Origin of the sequence: Thermomonas sp., from assembly GCF_041919455.1 — a bacterium.
Classification (GTDB): domain Bacteria; phylum Pseudomonadota; class Gammaproteobacteria; order Xanthomonadales; family Xanthomonadaceae; genus Thermomonas.
In genome coordinates, this window is the sequence record NZ_JAYRTQ010000001.1 from 214,358 (window position 1) to 229,959 (window position 15,602).

The 15,602-nt window shown below is 67.9% G+C and carries 15 protein-coding genes and 1 tRNA gene; 10 read left to right on the forward strand and 6 right to left on the reverse strand.

Going from position 1 to position 15,602, the window contains the following annotated elements; translation table 11 throughout:
• Positions 1-99: 99 nt before the first annotated feature.
• Both ACE3T8_RS00905 and ACE3T8_RS00910 read right to left on the reverse strand, forming a co-directional pair.
• Positions 100-777 (reverse strand): hypothetical protein, encoded by a 678-nt coding sequence (locus tag ACE3T8_RS00905; protein ID WP_374606038.1) that lies wholly within the window; start codon positions 775-777, stop codon positions 100-102.
• Positions 778-792: 15 nt separating this feature from the next.
• A complete protein-coding gene (locus tag ACE3T8_RS00910; protein ID WP_374606039.1) occupies positions 793-1,887 on the reverse strand; it encodes an SGNH/GDSL hydrolase family protein in 1,095 nt (364 codons plus the stop codon).
• 275 nt (positions 1,888-2,162) lie between these two features.
• Here ACE3T8_RS00910 and ACE3T8_RS00915 point away from each other — a divergent pair, with 275 nt between their 5' ends.
• From ACE3T8_RS00915 to ACE3T8_RS00925, 3 genes are all read left to right on the forward strand, one after another.
• On the forward strand, positions 2,163-2,630 hold the full coding sequence (locus ACE3T8_RS00915) for a copper chaperone PCu(A)C (RefSeq protein WP_374606040.1): 468 nt from the start codon (positions 2,163-2,165) through the stop codon (positions 2,628-2,630).
• 57 nt (positions 2,631-2,687) lie between these two features.
• Positions 2,688-5,033 carry a GH92 family glycosyl hydrolase gene (locus ACE3T8_RS00920; protein ID WP_374606042.1) on the forward strand — a complete coding sequence of 782 codons (2,346 nt, stop codon included), beginning with the start codon at positions 2,688-2,690 and terminating at the stop codon, positions 5,031-5,033.
• Positions 5,034-5,070: 37 nt separating this feature from the next.
• Positions 5,071-5,146 (forward strand) — tRNA-Ile (locus ACE3T8_RS00925).
• A gap of 155 nt (positions 5,147-5,301) precedes the next feature.
• Here ACE3T8_RS00925 and ACE3T8_RS00930 read toward each other — a convergent pair.
• Positions 5,302-6,075 (reverse strand): hypothetical protein, encoded by a 774-nt coding sequence (locus ACE3T8_RS00930; RefSeq protein WP_374606044.1) that lies wholly within the window; start codon positions 6,073-6,075, stop codon positions 5,302-5,304.
• A 319-nt stretch (positions 6,076-6,394) separates the two neighbouring features.
• Between ACE3T8_RS00930 and ligD the strand changes: the two genes are divergently transcribed.
• Entirely contained in the window at positions 6,395-8,947 is a 2,553-nt protein-coding gene (gene ligD, locus ACE3T8_RS00935) for a DNA ligase D (protein ID WP_374606127.1), read from the forward strand.
• A gap of 65 nt (positions 8,948-9,012) precedes the next feature.
• On the forward strand, positions 9,013-9,909 hold the full coding sequence (locus ACE3T8_RS00940; RefSeq protein ID WP_374606046.1) for a Ku protein: 897 nt from the start codon (positions 9,013-9,015) through the stop codon (positions 9,907-9,909).
• Here the strand turns inward: ACE3T8_RS00940 and ACE3T8_RS00945 are convergent.
• Complete coding sequence (locus tag ACE3T8_RS00945) at positions 9,906-10,730, reverse strand: sensor histidine kinase (protein ID WP_374606048.1); 825 nt, start codon at positions 10,728-10,730, stop codon at positions 9,906-9,908. The two genes, ACE3T8_RS00940 and ACE3T8_RS00945, sit on opposite strands and share 4 nt — an antisense overlap.
• 220 nt (positions 10,731-10,950) lie before the next feature.
• On the opposite strand from ACE3T8_RS00945, the gene ACE3T8_RS00950 reads away from it, so the two are divergent.
• The 3 genes from ACE3T8_RS00950 to ACE3T8_RS00960 all read left to right on the forward strand — a co-directional run bounded on the left by ACE3T8_RS00950 (position 10,951) and on the right by ACE3T8_RS00960 (position 13,544).
• Positions 10,951-11,430: a hypothetical protein gene (locus tag ACE3T8_RS00950; RefSeq protein WP_374606049.1), complete on the forward strand. Its 480-nt coding sequence runs from the start codon at positions 10,951-10,953 to the stop codon at positions 11,428-11,430.
• Between the two features lie 143 nt (positions 11,431-11,573).
• A complete protein-coding gene (locus ACE3T8_RS00955; protein WP_374606050.1) occupies positions 11,574-12,404 on the forward strand; it encodes a hypothetical protein in 831 nt (276 codons plus the stop codon).
• Between the two features lie 123 nt (positions 12,405-12,527).
• Positions 12,528-13,544: a TonB family protein gene (locus tag ACE3T8_RS00960; RefSeq protein ID WP_374606051.1), complete on the forward strand. Its 1,017-nt coding sequence runs from the start codon at positions 12,528-12,530 to the stop codon at positions 13,542-13,544.
• Between the two features lie 18 nt (positions 13,545-13,562).
• Here the strand turns inward: ACE3T8_RS00960 and ACE3T8_RS00965 are convergent, their stop codons facing one another.
• Both ACE3T8_RS00965 and ACE3T8_RS00970 read right to left on the reverse strand, forming a co-directional pair.
• The gene (locus ACE3T8_RS00965; protein ID WP_374606053.1) at positions 13,563-13,745 is read right to left on the reverse strand and encodes a hypothetical protein; all 183 of its coding nucleotides are present in this window, start codon (positions 13,743-13,745) and stop codon (positions 13,563-13,565) included.
• On the reverse strand, positions 13,742-13,936 hold the full coding sequence (locus tag ACE3T8_RS00970) for a hypothetical protein (protein ID WP_374606054.1): 195 nt from the start codon (positions 13,934-13,936) through the stop codon (positions 13,742-13,744). The genes ACE3T8_RS00965 and ACE3T8_RS00970 overlap by 4 nt, the downstream gene beginning before the upstream one ends.
• Positions 13,937-14,044: 108 nt before the next feature.
• Between ACE3T8_RS00970 and ACE3T8_RS00975 the strand changes: the two genes are divergently transcribed.
• Entirely contained in the window at positions 14,045-14,728 is a 684-nt protein-coding gene (locus ACE3T8_RS00975) for an alpha/beta hydrolase (protein ID WP_374606056.1), read from the forward strand.
• Positions 14,729-14,803: 75 nt separating this feature from the next.
• Positions 14,804-15,550 carry a LytR/AlgR family response regulator transcription factor gene (locus ACE3T8_RS00980; RefSeq protein ID WP_374606057.1) on the forward strand — a complete coding sequence of 249 codons (747 nt, stop codon included), beginning with the start codon at positions 14,804-14,806 and terminating at the stop codon, positions 15,548-15,550.
• The last annotated feature ends 52 nt before the right edge of the window (positions 15,551-15,602 follow it).

Consider the following 15,602-nt stretch of genomic DNA (forward strand, 5'->3'; position numbering starts at 1 on the left):
GGTATGCATTGCCGCCGCGGGCGTACAGCCCGAGCAGCAGCCCGCTTGCCAGCACGCCGGCCAGCAGGTGCCAGCCGGACCCGAGGCGGTGAAGCGGATTCAGGGCGAGGGGTCCGGGTCTTGCGGCGGCGGAATGCGCACCTGGCGGATTGGCAGGCCCGCGGGTGCCTGCGCGACCCGCACCACGCGATCGGCGGGGATCTCGATCGCCTGCCCCGCGGCATCCAGGAACTCGTAGTCGGGCGAGTACATCAGGATCGGTTCGATCGCCTGGCCGTCATCGGTGGCCTGGAAGTGACGGACGTAGCCTTCGGGCAGCGGGTAGTCCTCCGGCACCGCCAATCCCACCAGTGGCGGGCTGGTGCCCGGTGGATTGAAGGCGCCAAGGCCGGTGCGGATGCCGACCTCGTGCAGGCCCGCGATCACCTCGCCCATCGTCGGCGCCGGTTGTCCCGCCACCGCGTAGTTGGCAAGGTCATTCGGATCGCGCGGATCATGGTCCGCTCCGCTGGCGGTCGATTTCCGGCGCACGCCGGTCACCACCGGGACGCCGCCGTCGACGCTTGCATTCGCAGCATCCTGCGGCCCTGAAGTGCCGGCCGCGCCTGCTGCGCTGCCCGGACGCGCATGCACGGGCTCATGCAGCGCGAAGTAACCGATCCCCCCGGCCAGCATGAGGACCAGCGCCACGGCCAACGCGCCCTGCAGCCGACCCGCGCCAACGCGGTCCTTGCCGGGCGGCGTGGCCGGGCGTTTCCCCGGAGCATCGAGTTGCATGTGGGTTGCGCGTGCTTAAAACGGGCTCGCCGGCATGTACAAGGACAGCAGCCAGCCCATCCGCTCATGCCCGTACAGGTTCCAGATCGGGTTCTTGCCGCCGCTGAACGTGGTGTAGCGCGCCGCCCCGGTACCGGTGCTGCCACCGAACAGGCCGGCGGTCACGGTGCTGCCCTGGTACGTCGGGTGCACGTCGTCGGACTGGATGTAATCAGCGCTGCTGGTGGACGAGATGAAGCGGGTGTTGGCATCGCGCAGCGTGCCCTTCAGGGGGCCGGTGATGCGTGCCACGTAGCTGGCCTCGGTCTCGCCGGCGATGTACTTCAGCGCCTGAGAGTCGATCTGGCCATCGCCGTTGCTGTCGTAGTCGCCACCCATGTATTCGGCGAAGTTGTCCACGCACGTGAAGCCCTTCTGGCGCGCGTATTCGCACATCCAGTAGTTCATGCGGCTGAGCACGGGCAGGAACTTGTCGCGCATGTTGATCCGCGTGCCGGTGGTGGCGTCGGTGCACGAGCTCTGCACGTTGTCCGCGTTGTAGCCGGGATAATGCAGGTTGGCGATGATCTTGACCTTGGTGCCGGCATAGGCATTCGCGTTGATGTAGTCCATCGCGCGGGCCACGTAGAGCTTGCAGTTGGCCTCGGCGGTGGCCATCACGTTGTAGTTGCAGGTGCCGGTCTGGCTCTTGAAGCTGGAGCGCGCCTGCAGGCCGTCGTTGCCGCACATCTCGAAGGTAACCACGCGGGTGGAGCTGGCCTGCATGTAAGAGCGCTCGGCCACGATCTTGTTGTTGTAGACGTCCGACGCCACCGCGCCCGACTTCGCCCGGCGCACGCTTTCCACGTCGGCGTTCCACAGCGCGGCCAGGTATTCCGCATCCACCGTCGGCGCCGAGTACCTGGCGGCACTGGTGGTGGAGCCGTTGTATCCGGCGTAGATCGAATCGCCGTAGGCGACCACGCGGTACTTGGTGGTGGTGCCGGAGCGGTCGATGGTCCACGACACGTTCTGGTTCAAGGTGTTGGCCAGCGTGGGCGCGCTCAGCAGCGCCAACGCCAGGCCGGCGAGCAACGGACGAGCAGTCGTGCAGGCACGTAGAGAAGCCATGATGCGTCCCCGAGATTTGTGTCGTGGGCGCCGGCCGGTGGCCTGCGCAGGATGAGTAGCAACTGCAACGCCGATCCGGCAGCCGGCTTACCCCCAGCCGTCCCCACTGCCGAACCGTACGCTACCGTCTTGTCCCGGGGCGGTCATCTTGCGCCGGAGCACACTTTCTTCGTGACCGAACGCACGTTATGCGGGTGCCGGTGCTGCTTCCGCCCCGGCGGGGTTCCCGTTGGTTGGCGGGCGTACACTCCAGCAAGGCCAGACGGGGAAACCGCATGCGCATCGTCGTCATTGCATCGTGCCTGCTGGCTGGTTGTGCCGGCGCACCTGCGGAAAAGCAGCCGATCAGCACCATCGGCATCGACCACATGGTCATTCCGGCGGTGCCTGAAGTCGGCGGCCCGGTCGCTGCCTACGCGGGCTTCGACAACCGCGGCAGCGAGGATCGCCTGCTTGGCATCGACTGCACCTGCGCGGCGTCGGTGGAGTTGCACCAGGTGATCCGCAACGGCGGTCAGGTCAGCATGACCAACACCTTTCCGCTGGCGTTGCCCATGGGACGCACCGAGGTGAAGCCGCCCGGCGTACCGCTGCATTTCATGCTGATCGGCACCAACCGCGCGTTCTCAGCGGGCCAGCGTGTGCCGATGCGCCTCCGCTTCGAGCGTGCCGGCGTGATCGACGTGGTGTTCACCGTCGCCGAGGACAGCAAGGGCGGGTGGGAGCGCTGGCGGCCCGATTGAGTGCGGCGACGCGGTGCGTGCTAGCGTCCCGCGTCAGCACAACGAACGGGACATCGCATGCGCAATTCCTTCCAGCGGATCCTGGTCCCCGTGCTGCTCGCGAGCGCATGGGCCAGCTCCCCGGCGATCGCCGCGGACGCAGCCGGGCAGCGCGCTTTCGCCGCGGTCGATCCCTTCATCGGCACCGGTGGCGAGGGCCACACCTTCCCGGGCGCGACGGTGCCGTTCGGCATGGTCCAGCTGAGCCCCGACACCCGCATCCAGCTGCGCAAGGATGCCTACGGCTGGGCCGCAGGCTATCGGCATTCCGACACCACCATCGTCGGCTTCTCGCACACCCATTTCTCCGGCACCGGCCATTCCGACCTGGGCGACGTGCTGTTGATGCCGCTGTCGGGAGACGTGACGCTGGAGCGCGGCGATCCGGATACGCCAGGCAGCGGCTACACATCGCGCTTCCGCCATGCCAGTGAGCGTGCCGAGCCCGGCTACTACGCGGTCACCCTGGACGATGCCGGCGTGCGCGCCGAACTCACCGCCAGCGCGCGGGTCGGCGCGCATCGCTATGCATTCGCACAAGGCAAGCCGGCGCACGTGCTGCTGGATCTGCGCACCTCGATGTACGACTACCCCGGCAAGGTGCTGTGGTCGCGGATCCGCGTGCGGCCGGACGGCACCGTGACCGGCTTCCGCGAAACCCGCGGCTGGGCACCGGGCCGGCAACTGTATTTCGCGATGCGTTTCTCGCAGCCGCTTGCAGGGCATGCGCTGCACAACACGGAAACCGACATCGCCTACAAGGGCTTCCCGCCGCCGGGCGAGAAGGATCCGAAGCGGCGCGCGCAGGTGGAGGGCCGGCAACTGGTGGCCAGTTTCGACTTCGGGAGCGGACTGACCGCACCGCTGATCGCCAAGGTCGCGATTTCATCCGTCGACGAAGCGGGCGCGATCGCCAACCTCGATACCGACATGCCGGGCTGGGATTTCGATGGCGTGCGTGCGGCAGCGAAGGCGCAGTGGGCGCAGGCACTCGGCGTCGCCGATGTCGATGCGCCGGAACCGATGCGCAAGGCGTTCTTCACCGCGCTGTACCACACGCTGCCGGCACCGAGCCTGTTCATGGACAGCGACGGTCGTTATCGGGGCCCGGACAGCGCCGTGCACCAGGCGAAGGGCTGGACCAACCATTCCACCTTCTCGCTGTGGGATACCTATCGCGCGCTGCATCCGCTGCTGACCATCGTGCAGCCGGAGCAACGCAATAACGACATCGTGCAGTCGCTGCTCGCCGCGCGGCGCGAAAGCCCGTACGGCGTGCTGCCGGTATGGGCGTTCCACGGCCAGGAGACGTGGTGCATGATCGGCTACCACGCGGTGCCGGTGATCGCCGACGCGTACATGAAGGGCATCCGCGGCTACGACGCCAACGAAGCGCTGGACGCAATGGTCGCCAGCGCGAACTACGGCCCGTACGACGGCATCGCCCAGTATCGCGAACTCGGTTACGTGCCGATCGACGAAGAAGGCGAAGCCGCGTCGAAGACCCTGGAATACGCCTTCGACGACTGGACCATCCATCGCGTCGCGCAGGCGATGGGGCGCAAGGACGTCGCCGCCGAGTTCGGCAAGCGCGCGGCCAACTGGACGCATGCCTTCGACGAGGACACCGGTTTCATGCGCGCGCGCAAGCGCGACGGCAGCTTCCGCGTGCCGTTCGATCCCGATGCGAGTGGCTACGGCACCGACTACACCGAGGGCAACGCCTGGCAGTACTCCTGGTACGTGCCGCAGGACGTGGCCGGGCTGGCGGCCGCGCACGGCGGCAGCGATGCCTTGCTGAAGCGGCTCGACGACGTGTTCGATGCCAAGGTGGACCCCAAGGTGTTCGCGCACATGGAAGACATCACCGGCCTGATCGGCTGGTACGCGCACGGCAACGAACCCAGCCACCACGTCGCGTACCTCTATGCGCACGCCGGCCAGCCGTGGCGCACGCAGGCACGGTTGAAGCAGATTATGGACACGCAGTACAAGCCGACGCCCGATGGCCTGGCCGGCAACGACGACCTCGGCCAGATGTCCGCGTGGTTCGTGTTCACGTCACTGGGCTTCTACCCGGTCGCGCCGGGCAGCAACGAATACATCCTCGGCCGCCCGTTCGTGCGCAAGGCCACGCTGGACCTGCCCAACGGCAAGCGCTTCACCGTGATCGCCGACGCGCTGGACGATGCGCACACCTTTGTCGGTGGCGTGATGCTGGACGGTAAGCCACTGGACCGCGCCTTCATTACCCACCAGGAGTTGATGGCCGGCGGCGAATTGCGCTTCACAATGCAGGCGATGCCGAACAAGGATTGGCCGGGTGCGGCAGCGAAGGCCCCTTATTCGATCTCCGTTCGATGACTTGCGCACACGCCCGGTAGAATTGCGAGGCTGGCGCGGGCCTGTAGCTCAATGGTTAGAGCAGAGGACTCATAATCCTTTGGTTCCAGGTTCGAGTCCTGGCAGGCCCACCACAGCGCAGTCGCTGGCGTCGTTCCAGTCGGGTAGCGCGGAATGACGCCAAGCGATCGTCGGAATTCGCACATGCATTGCCGGCCCTGAAACAGAACAGGCCCCGTGTGGGGCCTGTTCGATTGATGCAGTTGCAACGAGCCGAAACGGCTGACGCTCAGCGGCCGTCGCGGTCGGCATCACCCGGCAGCACGCGTTCCACGCCGTGCCATGCATCGCGCACCGCACCCTTTGCTTCTGCCCACGCCATCCGCGATGTGCCCTTCGCGGTGTCCCAGCCGCGCTCCAGGTCGGCTTCCAGCGAGTCGTCCCACTGGCGTCCGGCATGGTTGGCGCGTGCCTGGGTACCGTAGCGGTAGGCAGGACGGTAATCGCCGGCGTAGTCGTAATCCTCGCGGTAGTAGTCCGCGGTCTTGTGCGCGCTGGCGTAGTAGTCGTCGGTCGCTTCATAGGTGCGATACGTGCGATCACTGCGATCGAACGCGTCGCGCACCGCGTCCTTGGCCTGTTCCCAGGTCAGGCGCGACTTGGCCTTGGCCGTTTCCCAGCCGTCGCGGATTTCGGATTCCAGGCTGTCGTCCCACGTGCGGCCGACATACCGAGCGCGCACGTCGTCGCCGTAGGCATACGCGGGGTTGTAGTCGTCGTAGGTGTACTTGTTGTCGTAGTAGGGGCGCGACGCATGGGCGGATTCCCAGTACTGCGCTTCGCCCGTGGGGTCGATGCGCTCGGCGACGCCCTTGCCGGCAGCCGCACCGGCGATGGTGCCGGCTGCGCCACCGATCAGGGTGCCGATCGGGCCGAGCAGCGAACCGATCGCGGCGCCGACGACGGCACCACTGGTGCCGCCAAGGCCGACGCCGACCGGATGGGAGCCCGGCGCGCCAGTGATCGGATCGGGATTGCTGTCGCGAGTCGTGGTGTCATTCATTCGAGTTCTTCCTCAAGGGTTGGGGGACTCCCGCCTTCCTCGGCGAGGTGGGCCACTCTTGCATCGGACTTGTGCACGCCACGTCGTGAAACCCCCCGTTCGCGACCGCGGCGGGACGAATACTGCTGAACAAGCTGAATCGGCGCGATTGGCGTAGTGAACGCTGTGAGCATGACGCGGCCGCGCGCGCTCGCCCGCCCGCATCGATGCAGGATGCTCTCCACGCGGCGATCTTCAACGTGCTGCTTTCGAGGAGGGTTCACGCGTCCATGATGACGTGCTGCAGACGATGATCCTTGATCGACGCATCGAGATCCGGATGGCACTCGAACACTATCGAAGCAAGCGCGAGTTCACGGCGACGCCGGAGCCGATCGGGCGATCGCGCAAGCACGGTGGGGCGCGTCCGATCTTCGTCGTCCAGCTGCACCATGCGAGCCATCGCCACTATGACTTCCGCCTGCAGGTCGGCGACACGCTGAAGAGCTGGGCGGTGCCGAAAGGACCGAGCTTCGATCCTTCGGTCAAGCGCATGGCGGTCGAGGTCGAGGACCATCCGCTCGACTACGCAGGCTTCGAAGGCGATATCCCGAAGGGGCACTACGGCGGCGGTCACGTCGCCGTGTTCGATCGCGGGACCTGGACGACGGAGTTTGATGTCGAGGCCCAGCTTGCGAAAGGCCATCTGCGTTTCGAGTTGCACGGCGAAAAACTGAAGGGCGGCTGGCATCTGGTGCGATCTGGAAAGCCCGCGCGACAGCCGCAATGGCTGTTGTTCAAGCAGGACGACGCCTGGGCCGGCTATGGCGAGGCCGACGACCTGCTGGAGGATGTGGCACCCGCGCCGGCGGAGGACGCCAAGCGCGCGCGCCGTCCGGGTGCCAAGGCAGTGCGCAAGCCCGTCGCGCCCATGAAGAAGCGGACGCGATCCGCGAGCCCCGCCACGGTCGATTGGCCAGCCGAAGCCCTGGCGTTGCCGGGCGCGCGCAAACGCAAGCTCATGACTAGGCCACCCGCGCCCCAGCTTGCGAAGCTGGTCGAGGATCCGCCCGATGGCGACCAGTGGTTGCATGAACTCAAATGGGATGGCTATCGCTTGGTGTGCGTGGTCCGCGCAGGCGAGCCGAGCCTGTGGTCGCGCAACGCGCTGAACTGGAGCGATCGCGTGCCCGAGGTGCGCGATGCCATCGCGCTGCTCGGCTTGAACGAAGCGGTGTTGGATGGCGAGCTGGTCGCCGGACACGGCAGTCGCGAGGACTTCAACATCCTGCAACAGGTCCTGTCCGGCGAAACCCAAGGGGCGCTGCGCTACGTGCTGTTCGACCTGCTGCATCTGGAAGGCGTGGATCTGTCGCGCGTTCCGCTGCTGCAGCGCAAGCAGTTGCTTGGGCGACTGCTGGCCAGCGCCTCGTCGCGATTGGCCTACAGTTCGCATGGCATCGGCAACGCCGATGCTGCGTTCCAGGCTGCCGTGGATGCCGGGTTCGAGGGTATCGTGTCCAAGCGCATCGACGCGACCGTGCATCCGGGTCGCAGCGATGCCTGGCGCAAGACCAAGGCGCTCGGCAGCGACGAGTTCGTGGTGGTCGGCTACACGCCGCCGAAGGGATCGCGCACCGGCATCGGCGCACTGCTGCTGGCGACGCCGGATGCGCAATACGGCTGGCGCTATGTCGGCCGCGTCGGCAGCGGTTTCAACGATGCGCAGCTTGCGGCACTCGGCAAGCGCTTGCAGGGCAAGGGCTCGGCGACACCGAGCGTACATGTGCCGGAGAACCACACCGATCTGCGGCAGGCGCGCTGGCTGCCGAAGCCGGCCTTCGTGGTGGAGGTCTTCACACGTGGCCACGGCGGCCGAGGACTGCTGCGGCAGGCCAGCTTCAAGGCGCTGCGCCCCGACAAGCGCGTCGCGTCGTTGCACGACAGCGATCGTGCCCCTGCAGGCCGCACGAAGAACGAGGCAAAGCCGATGACGGAAAGCACAGCAAAGCGCGTTCGCAAGACAGGCAACGCGCGGCAAGCACCGGAATTGAGCAGCCCGGACAAGCTCCTCTTTCCCAAGGACGGCATCCGCAAACAGGATTTGGCGGACTACTACAACGCCGTCATGGATTGGCTGTTGCCGGAGATCGTCGACCGGCCGCTGTCGCTGGTGCGCTGCCCGGGCGGGATCGGCGCGCAGTGCTTCTTCCAGAAGCACGCCACGCCCGGCCTCGAACTCGTCTCGCTGGTGCCTGTCGTCGAGTCCGACGGCGGCAGCGAGGACTACCTGGTCGTCACTGATGCGGCCAGCGTGATGGAGCTGGTGCAGTTCAACGCCATCGAGTTCCATCCCTGGGGGTCGAAGGTCGCCGACCTGGAGCACGCGGATCGGCTCGTGTTCGACCTCGATCCGGACGAGGCGGTGGCATGGAAGGACGTCATCGCCGCGGCGCGGCAACTGCGCGGCTATCTGGAACAGGCAGGATTGCAGTCGTTCGTGCGCACCAGTGGCGGCAAGGGCCTGCACGTGGTGGTGCCGCTGGCGCCCGCCGCGCCGTGGGAAAAGGCGCGCGCGTTTTCGCAGGCGGTCGCGGAGGCCGCGCGCGAGATGGATCCGCTGCGCTATGTCGCCACGGCGTCCAAGCAGAAGCGCAAGGGCAGGATCTTCATCGACTGGCTGCGCAACGGGCGCGGTGCGACCAGCGTGGCCAGCTTCTCGGTGCGTGCACGGCCGGGTGCGCCGGTGTCGATGCCGCTGCGCTGGGAGGAACTCGGCAGGGTGGCCAGCGGGCACGCCTTCGACATCCGCAACGCGCCGGCGCGCCTGAAACGGTTGAAGTCGCATCCGTGGCACGGCATCGACAAGATTCGCCAGTCGCTGCCCGGGTGAGGGCCTCGACAAGACCGTGACGCCGCGCGGTGCAGGCTCGGGATCCCGTCATCGAGTCCCTCGCCATGGCCCGCCCCATCTGGACCGGAAACCTGTCGTTCGGCCTGCTCAACGTGCCGGTGTCGCTGATGTCCGGCACGCGCGGCACCGACCTGTCGTTCCGCATGCTCGACGCGCGCGACCGCAAGCCGATCCGCTTCGAACGGGTGAATGCGGACACCGGCGAGGAAGTACCGTGGAAGGACATCGTCAAGGCCTTCGAATACGACAAGGGCAGCTACGTGGTGATCGAGAAGGAGGACATCGCCTCCGCCGCGCCCGAGACCCATGAGTCCGTGGAGATCGAGACCTTCGTCGACGCCGATGCCATCGATGTCCGCTTCTTCGAGAAGCCCTACGTGCTGGTGCCAGGCAAGAGAGCGGAGAAAGGCTACGTCCTGCTGCGCGAAACCTTGAAGAAGGCGAAGAAGATCGGTGTCGCACGGGTGGTGATCCGCACGCGCGAGTACCTGTCCGCGGTGATGCCTCTGGGCGATGCGCTGGTGCTGGTGCTGATGCGCTACCCGCAGGAGCTGGTCGATCCCGGCGAATACAAGCTGCCGGGTGGCAAGGCCAGCGCGTATCGGATCGCGCCGAAGGAACTGGCGATGGCGACCGAGCTGGTCGATTCGATGGCGAGTGCGTGGCAGCCGGACGACTACCACGACGAGTTCCGCAACCGCCTGTCGGAGATCATCCGCAAGCGCATCAAGCAGAAGGGCAAGACCACCAAGGTCCTGGAGGCGGCGGACGAGGTCGAGGAAGGCACGGCGACCAATGTGGTCGACTTCGTCGCGCTGCTGCAGAAGAGCCTGGGAGAGAAGGGCGGCAAGACCGGCAAGACCGCCCCGCGGCAGACGGCGAAGGCCACTGCCGGCAAGGCGCCCGCGAAGAAGGCCGCCAAGCCGCGCAAGAGCGCCTAGAGGCGAAAACGCGACGTCGTGGCCGGCGATGCCTCGTCGGCCAGGATCGAGATGGCCGTCGGAGACGCGAACACCGCGCGCCATCCCAGCCGCGCCGCCAGTCGATCCAGCAAGGCGGAGCCGCTGCCGCTGTCCGCACGCGCGGGCGGGGCGGGCGATGTCGCCGCGTCGCTGGCGGTGAGGAAACGCAGCTCGATGCGGTCGTCGTGCAGTTGCAATCGCAGTTCACCGACGACATGCGGTTGTGCCAGCCCGCGGGCCAGGCCGGCGATCAGCAGCAGCACTTCGCGGCGCGGTGCGTGCAGTTCGCCGCTGGCCTCGATGGTCGATGCGATGTCGGGCTTGCCGGCCAGCGCAATGCTGCACGCATCGCTGAGGAGTTCGCGTGCAGGGATCGATTCGGTCTGCAGCGGAGTGCGGCGGGCGGCGGACAGCATCGCTTCGAGCAGGTGGCGCATGTCGCGCACGCCGCGTTCCAGCCGCTGCAGGCGCGCGGCCTGCGCTGGCGGGCCGGGTGGATCCTCCAGCAGCACGTCGGTGACGCCCTGGATCACGGTGAGCGGGGTGCGCAGTTCGTGGCTGGCATCGGCGAAGAACGCCTGTTCGCGCGTATCCGCCGCGAGCAGTCGCGCCTGGTAGGCATCGATGGCGCTCGCCAGCCGGCCCAGTTCGTCGTTGCTGATGCCGGCGGTCAGGTGCGAAGGCTGCGGTTGCACCGGCAACGCATCCGCGCCCTCGGCCAGCCGTCGTAGCGGCTGCAAAGCCAGGCCCGAAAACAGCCAGCCCAGCCAACCCGCGAGTAGCGTCCCCAGCAGCACCATCGCCGCGACGAAGACATGCAGGTGCTTCTCCAGTGTCGATCAGGCGCGCATGCGGCACGATCCGCGGCGCATCCTGCAGCAGCGCGGCCAGCAGCGATCCCTGCAGGCGGGTCAGCGGGATCCGGCGCGCGTCGCGTTCGGCGATCATGCTGCGCGGATCGTACGTCAGGCCGGCGAAGGCCAAGGCGCCACCGGACGACTGGCGATGCCGGCGCACTGCATGGATCCGCGCCTCCAGTTCGCGCATCGCGAACGACTTGACCAGGTAGTCGTCCGCACCTTCGGCGAAGCCGCGCAACTTGTCCTCGAGGGTGTCGCGCGCGGCCAGATCGACATCGCGCCGACCGTGCTCGGCCTGCTGGGCATGGACTACGACAGCCGTTTCTACGGCGTGGACGTGCTCCGCCAGCCGCCCGGCCATGAGCGCGCCTTCATCGGCACCTACCAGTTGCTTGGTTACCTGCGTGGCGGCACCCTGGCGCAGCTGTCGCCGCACCGCAAGGTCGACACGCTGAAGCCTTCGCTGGAACGCGACCAGCCGCAGCCGGCCCTGCCCGAGGATCCTGCGCTGACCCTGCAGGCCATCGCCTACTACCAGGATGCCGCGGCGGCGTTCGCAAGCGGTGCGATGCGGCTGCATGGCGATGCACGGACATCCGCGGATGCCATCGCCATGCAGACGGGTGGCGCGGGACGATGACGGCTTGCCGGCAACCCAGCCTGCGGTGACCAACGCATCGCCGGGCGTGGCAGTCGGCACCGGATGATGTTGGACGGCTTGTGGCATCGGCCGGGCTGCCCGTAGCATCGGGCCCCGTTCCCGGGCCATGACAAGGACGCCACATGCTCAAGCCGCTCGTTGCACTCGCGTTGTCGTCGCTGGCGGTGCCCGCCCTGGCTGGCGAATGCGAATCCAACTTCAAGAAATCCGGCAACCCGCTGGTGATGACCACCTACAGCAGCGCAGTGACGGTGCCGAACCTCACCACCCGCGATGCATTGGCGCAGATGCGCGGGATCCTGGTCGCCGAGAAGATGGATGTCATGGCCGACGATCCCGACGGCGGCACCCTGCTGGTGGAGCAGCGCCAGGACAAGGCTGCCAGGCCGATCCCCACCACCATCACGGTGAGCGAAGTCGCGTCCGGCACGCGCATCGAGATGGCGGTGAAGATGGAGCGCGGCGTGTTTTCCAAGGTCGAGCAGATCCAGCCCTACATGTGCGGCCTGTTCGCCAAGGTCAAGGGCGGCAAGGAGGGCGTGGCCGCGGCGAAGAAGGGTGCGGGCGCTTCGAACAACGAAGCCACCGGCAACCAGGACGTCTACCTGTTCTCGCGGATGATCGCGCGCGAAGCGGACAAGAACGCGATCGCGGTCAACGCGCGCCACAAGGGCCGCAAGTACACCCTGACCGGGCGCATCGAGACGCTGATGGAGGATGGCGAGGACTACAACCTGATCTTCGACATCCCCGAGGTCGGCGACACCGCGCTGCCGAACCTGCCGTTCGATGCCAAGTTCAAGGTCAGCGTGTCCTGCCTGTTCCGCCCCAACCAGCTGACCACGGTGCTGGCGATGCGCGAGGGCCAGAAGGTCACCCTGACCGGCACCGTCTACAAGTACGACAACTTCCGCAAGGTGATCTGGCTGGAGAACTGCACCAAGGCGAAGTGATCCAACGGCGAGGCCGCCATCTGGCGTGACGTGCTTCGCGTTTCCGCGTTGCGACATCCGGGCAACATCGCGCTGTCATGATCGAGCGGCAGGCTCCCCCGACTTCCAACGGGGGAACGGGCCATGCACCCGATGCAACGCACCGGCGCGATCGCGCTGGCCACGCTCCTGCTTGCCGCATGCGGTGCCGCGCCGGGGCCTGCCGTCGACGCATCCGTCGTCGCACCAGGCACGACGGCGATCGACGGCGCGCCCGCCGCGGGTGATGCCGATGCATTGCGCGAACGCGCGCGCCAGGCGATGCAGGCCACGCGGATGTTCGCGCCGGCCGGCGATAACGCGCTGGAACACTATCTCGCCCTGCGCGCGCAGGCAGCGGGCGATGCCAGCGTCGATGCCGCGCTGGTGGACCTGCAGCCGCAGTTGGTGATCGCGATCGAACAGGCCATTGCCAACGGCGCCGATGCGGAGAGCCGGCGACTGCTGGCGCTGCTCGCGCGGGTGGATGCGCAGGCTCCGGCATTGCCGCGGCTGCGTGCCACCGTGGCGAACGCCGAAGCCGTTGCCCGCCAGCGCGAACTGGCGGTGGATGCGGAGGCGCGCGCCAGCGCCGAACGCGCCGAGGCCGAGCTGCGCCGACTGGCCCTGGAGAGCGCGGCGCGATTGGCGGCGGAGCGCAGCGCGAGCGCCAGCCGAACTTCAACTGGATCGACGCCTGCTGCCGTGCAGCCCGTGCCGGCGACCCCTGCTCCGCCACCGACCCGCGTCGCCAGCGAGGCGCCGGTTCGCAACGCCGCGCCGGCGTCGCCCCCGCCTGAAGAGCCCATGCGCCAGGCCGCGCCGCCGCCCGTCCAGGCCGTTGCCGCCGCAACGAAGTCGCAAGCCGCGCCGAAGCTGCTGCGCGACGTGGCGCCGCGCTACCCCGATGGCGGCGGGCGCACCCGCCAGTCCGGCCAGGTGCAGGTCGCCTTCACCATCAATCCGCAGGGCGGCGTGGAGTCGCCGCGGGTGGTGGCGTCGGATTTGCCGACCGCGTTCGATCGCGCGGCACTGGCTGCCGCCACGCGCTGGAAATTCGAGGCCACCGGCAGTGCGCAACCGGGCTCGCGCACGGTGCGCTTCGATCCGCCTGGCGGTTGATCCGCGCCGGCGCCGGCGTCATGCCGGATTCGCGAATCGCCGCGCCAGCAGGTGGTCCAGGCTGGCCTTTCCTGGCCCGGCCATCAGCAGCCAGAACAGCACGCAGACGTACAGCACTTCGTCGAGTTCGACGAATTCGTTGAACGTGGTGATGGTCGGCAACACGACCACCGCCAATGCCACCAGCATGTTGACGATCATCGGGATCGGTCGATGGTGGCGGATCCGGCGCGCGTGGCCACCACTGCCGCCGGCGAATGCAGGCTGACCACCGCATCCGCGGCAGGTGCGCCCTGGCCGGTCACCACCACCTGCAATTTGGCTGCCTGCGCGTTGCCTGCCACCAATGATGCTGACGGCCACAACGCGGCGATCCAGTGTGCGTCGCGCACGGATCCAGTGTTCGATGCCAAGCCTTTGCCCCTGCTGCGGTGCATGCGGGGTCGTCATGGCGACACCCATCCCGGATACTTGAACCTGACCCTCGCCGACTCACGAAGATGAATTCGACAACCCTGCTCGACGCGATCGAACACGAAACCGCCGCCGATCCCCGCTGGTGCGTGCTGTGGCTGCATGGCCTGGGTGCCGACGGCAACGACTTCGCGCCGATCGTGCCCGACCTGGTGCGCTGCGGCTGGCCTGCGATCCGCTTCGTGTTCCCGCATGCACCGGTGCGCGCGGTGACGATCAACAACGGCGCGCGCATGCGCGCCTGGTACGACATCCGCGATTTCGACCTCGCCAATCGCGCCGACCACGAGGGCGTGGCCGAGTCGGTGGCCCAGGTCGATGCGCTGATCGCCCGCGAAGCCACGCGCGGCATCCCGCCGGAGCGGATCCTGCTGGCCGGGTTCTCGCAGGGCGGCGCCGTGACCCTCGCCGCGGGCCTGGCGCGCAGCACGCCACTGGGCGGGTTGGTCGCGCTGTCGACCTACCTGCCGATGGGACTCGACCAGGCGCGTGCCTCGCTGCAGCCGGCCGCGGCATCGCAGCCGCTGTTCATGGGCCATGGCGTGTTCGATCCGGTGGTGCCCGCTGCCGGTGGCGAGGCCGCTGCGCGCGCGTTCCGCGAGTTCGGGTTCGAGGTGCAGTGGCGGCGTTACCCGATGCAGCATTCGGTCTGCGCCGAGGAGATCCGCGACCTCGGCGACTGGATGACGGCCAGGTTCGCCGCGGCCTGAGATGGCCGGCCCGCGCCGGCGGGGCTACTATCGGCGCGGACGGGCAGCGTGCTGATGCTGCCGGGGAGCGTCGCGATGGGAGCCGAGCCGATGCGTGTGCTGATCGCGGACGACGAACCGCTGGCGCGCGAACGCCTGCGCGCGATGCTGATCGCGCAACCCGGCGTGGAAGTGGTGGCGGAAGCCGGCGACGGCCACGCGGCCTTGCATGCCTGCGCCGAACACCATCCGGACATGGTCCTGCTGGACATCTCGATGCCCGGCATCGACGGACTGGAAACCGCGCGCCACCTTGCCGAGTTCGAGCCGCGGCCGATGGTGGTGTTCTGCACCGCCTACGACCAGCACGCGCTGTCCGCGTTCGATGCGCAGGCGGTCGACTACCTGGTCAAGCCGGTGCGCGCGGAACGCCTGGCCGCGGCGCTCGAACGCGTGCGTACCTTCGCCGCCGGGCGCGTGCCCGCGGCCGCGGGCACCGACGACCCCCGCAAGCGCACCCACCTGTGTGCGCGCCTGCGCGGCAGCCTGCGGCTGATCCCGATCGAGGACATCCGCTACCTGCAGGCGGAAGAAAAATACGTGGTGGTCCACCACGCGCGCGGCGAGGACCTGATCGAGGAATCGCTGAAGGCGCTGGAATCCGAATTCGGCGACCGCTTCGTGCGCATCCATCGCAACTGCCTGGTCGCCCGCGGCGAGATCGTCGAACTGCGGCGCGGCGGCGATGGCCACACCCAGGCGATGCTGCGCCACGGCGAGCATCCGCTCGAAGTCAGCCGGCGCTGCGTGGCGCAGTTGCGGGACACGTTGAAGCATCTTTGATTTCACACCCGCCCGATCCCCCGTAGGGGCGGGCCCCCGTGCCCGCCCGTTT

Excerpts from the sequence above, each read along its gene's own strand:
- ACE3T8_RS00945 (WP_374606048.1), bottom strand. The coding sequence starts at position 10,730 with ATGGTGCTGCTGGGGACGCTACTCGCGGGTTGGCTGGGCTGGCTGTTT.
- ACE3T8_RS00950 (WP_374606049.1), top strand. The coding sequence starts at position 10,951 with ATGGATCCGCGCCTCCAGTTCGCGCATCGCGAACGACTTGACCAGGTA.
- ACE3T8_RS00915 (WP_374606040.1), top strand. The coding sequence starts at position 2,163 with ATGCGCATCGTCGTCATTGCATCGTGCCTGCTGGCTGGTTGTGCCGGC.
- ACE3T8_RS00940 (WP_374606046.1), top strand. The coding sequence starts at position 9,013 with ATGGCCCGCCCCATCTGGACCGGAAACCTGTCGTTCGGCCTGCTCAAC.
- ACE3T8_RS00960 (WP_374606051.1), top strand. The coding sequence starts at position 12,528 with ATGCACCCGATGCAACGCACCGGCGCGATCGCGCTGGCCACGCTCCTG.
- ACE3T8_RS00980 (WP_374606057.1), top strand. The coding sequence starts at position 14,804 with ATGGGAGCCGAGCCGATGCGTGTGCTGATCGCGGACGACGAACCGCTG.
- ACE3T8_RS00905 (WP_374606038.1), bottom strand. The coding sequence starts at position 777 with ATGCAACTCGATGCTCCGGGGAAACGCCCGGCCACGCCGCCCGGCAAG.
- ligD (WP_374606127.1), top strand. The coding sequence starts at position 6,395 with ATGGCACTCGAACACTATCGAAGCAAGCGCGAGTTCACGGCGACGCCG.
- ACE3T8_RS00955 (WP_374606050.1), top strand. The coding sequence starts at position 11,574 with ATGCTCAAGCCGCTCGTTGCACTCGCGTTGTCGTCGCTGGCGGTGCCC.
- ACE3T8_RS00975 (WP_374606056.1), top strand. The coding sequence starts at position 14,045 with ATGAATTCGACAACCCTGCTCGACGCGATCGAACACGAAACCGCCGCC.
- ACE3T8_RS00910 (WP_374606039.1), bottom strand. The coding sequence starts at position 1,887 with ATGGCTTCTCTACGTGCCTGCACGACTGCTCGTCCGTTGCTCGCCGGC.
- ACE3T8_RS00930 (WP_374606044.1), bottom strand. The coding sequence starts at position 6,075 with ATGAATGACACCACGACTCGCGACAGCAATCCCGATCCGATCACTGGC.
- ACE3T8_RS00920 (WP_374606042.1), top strand. The coding sequence starts at position 2,688 with ATGCGCAATTCCTTCCAGCGGATCCTGGTCCCCGTGCTGCTCGCGAGC.
- ACE3T8_RS00965 (WP_374606053.1), bottom strand. The coding sequence starts at position 13,745 with ATGATCGTCAACATGCTGGTGGCATTGGCGGTGGTCGTGTTGCCGACC.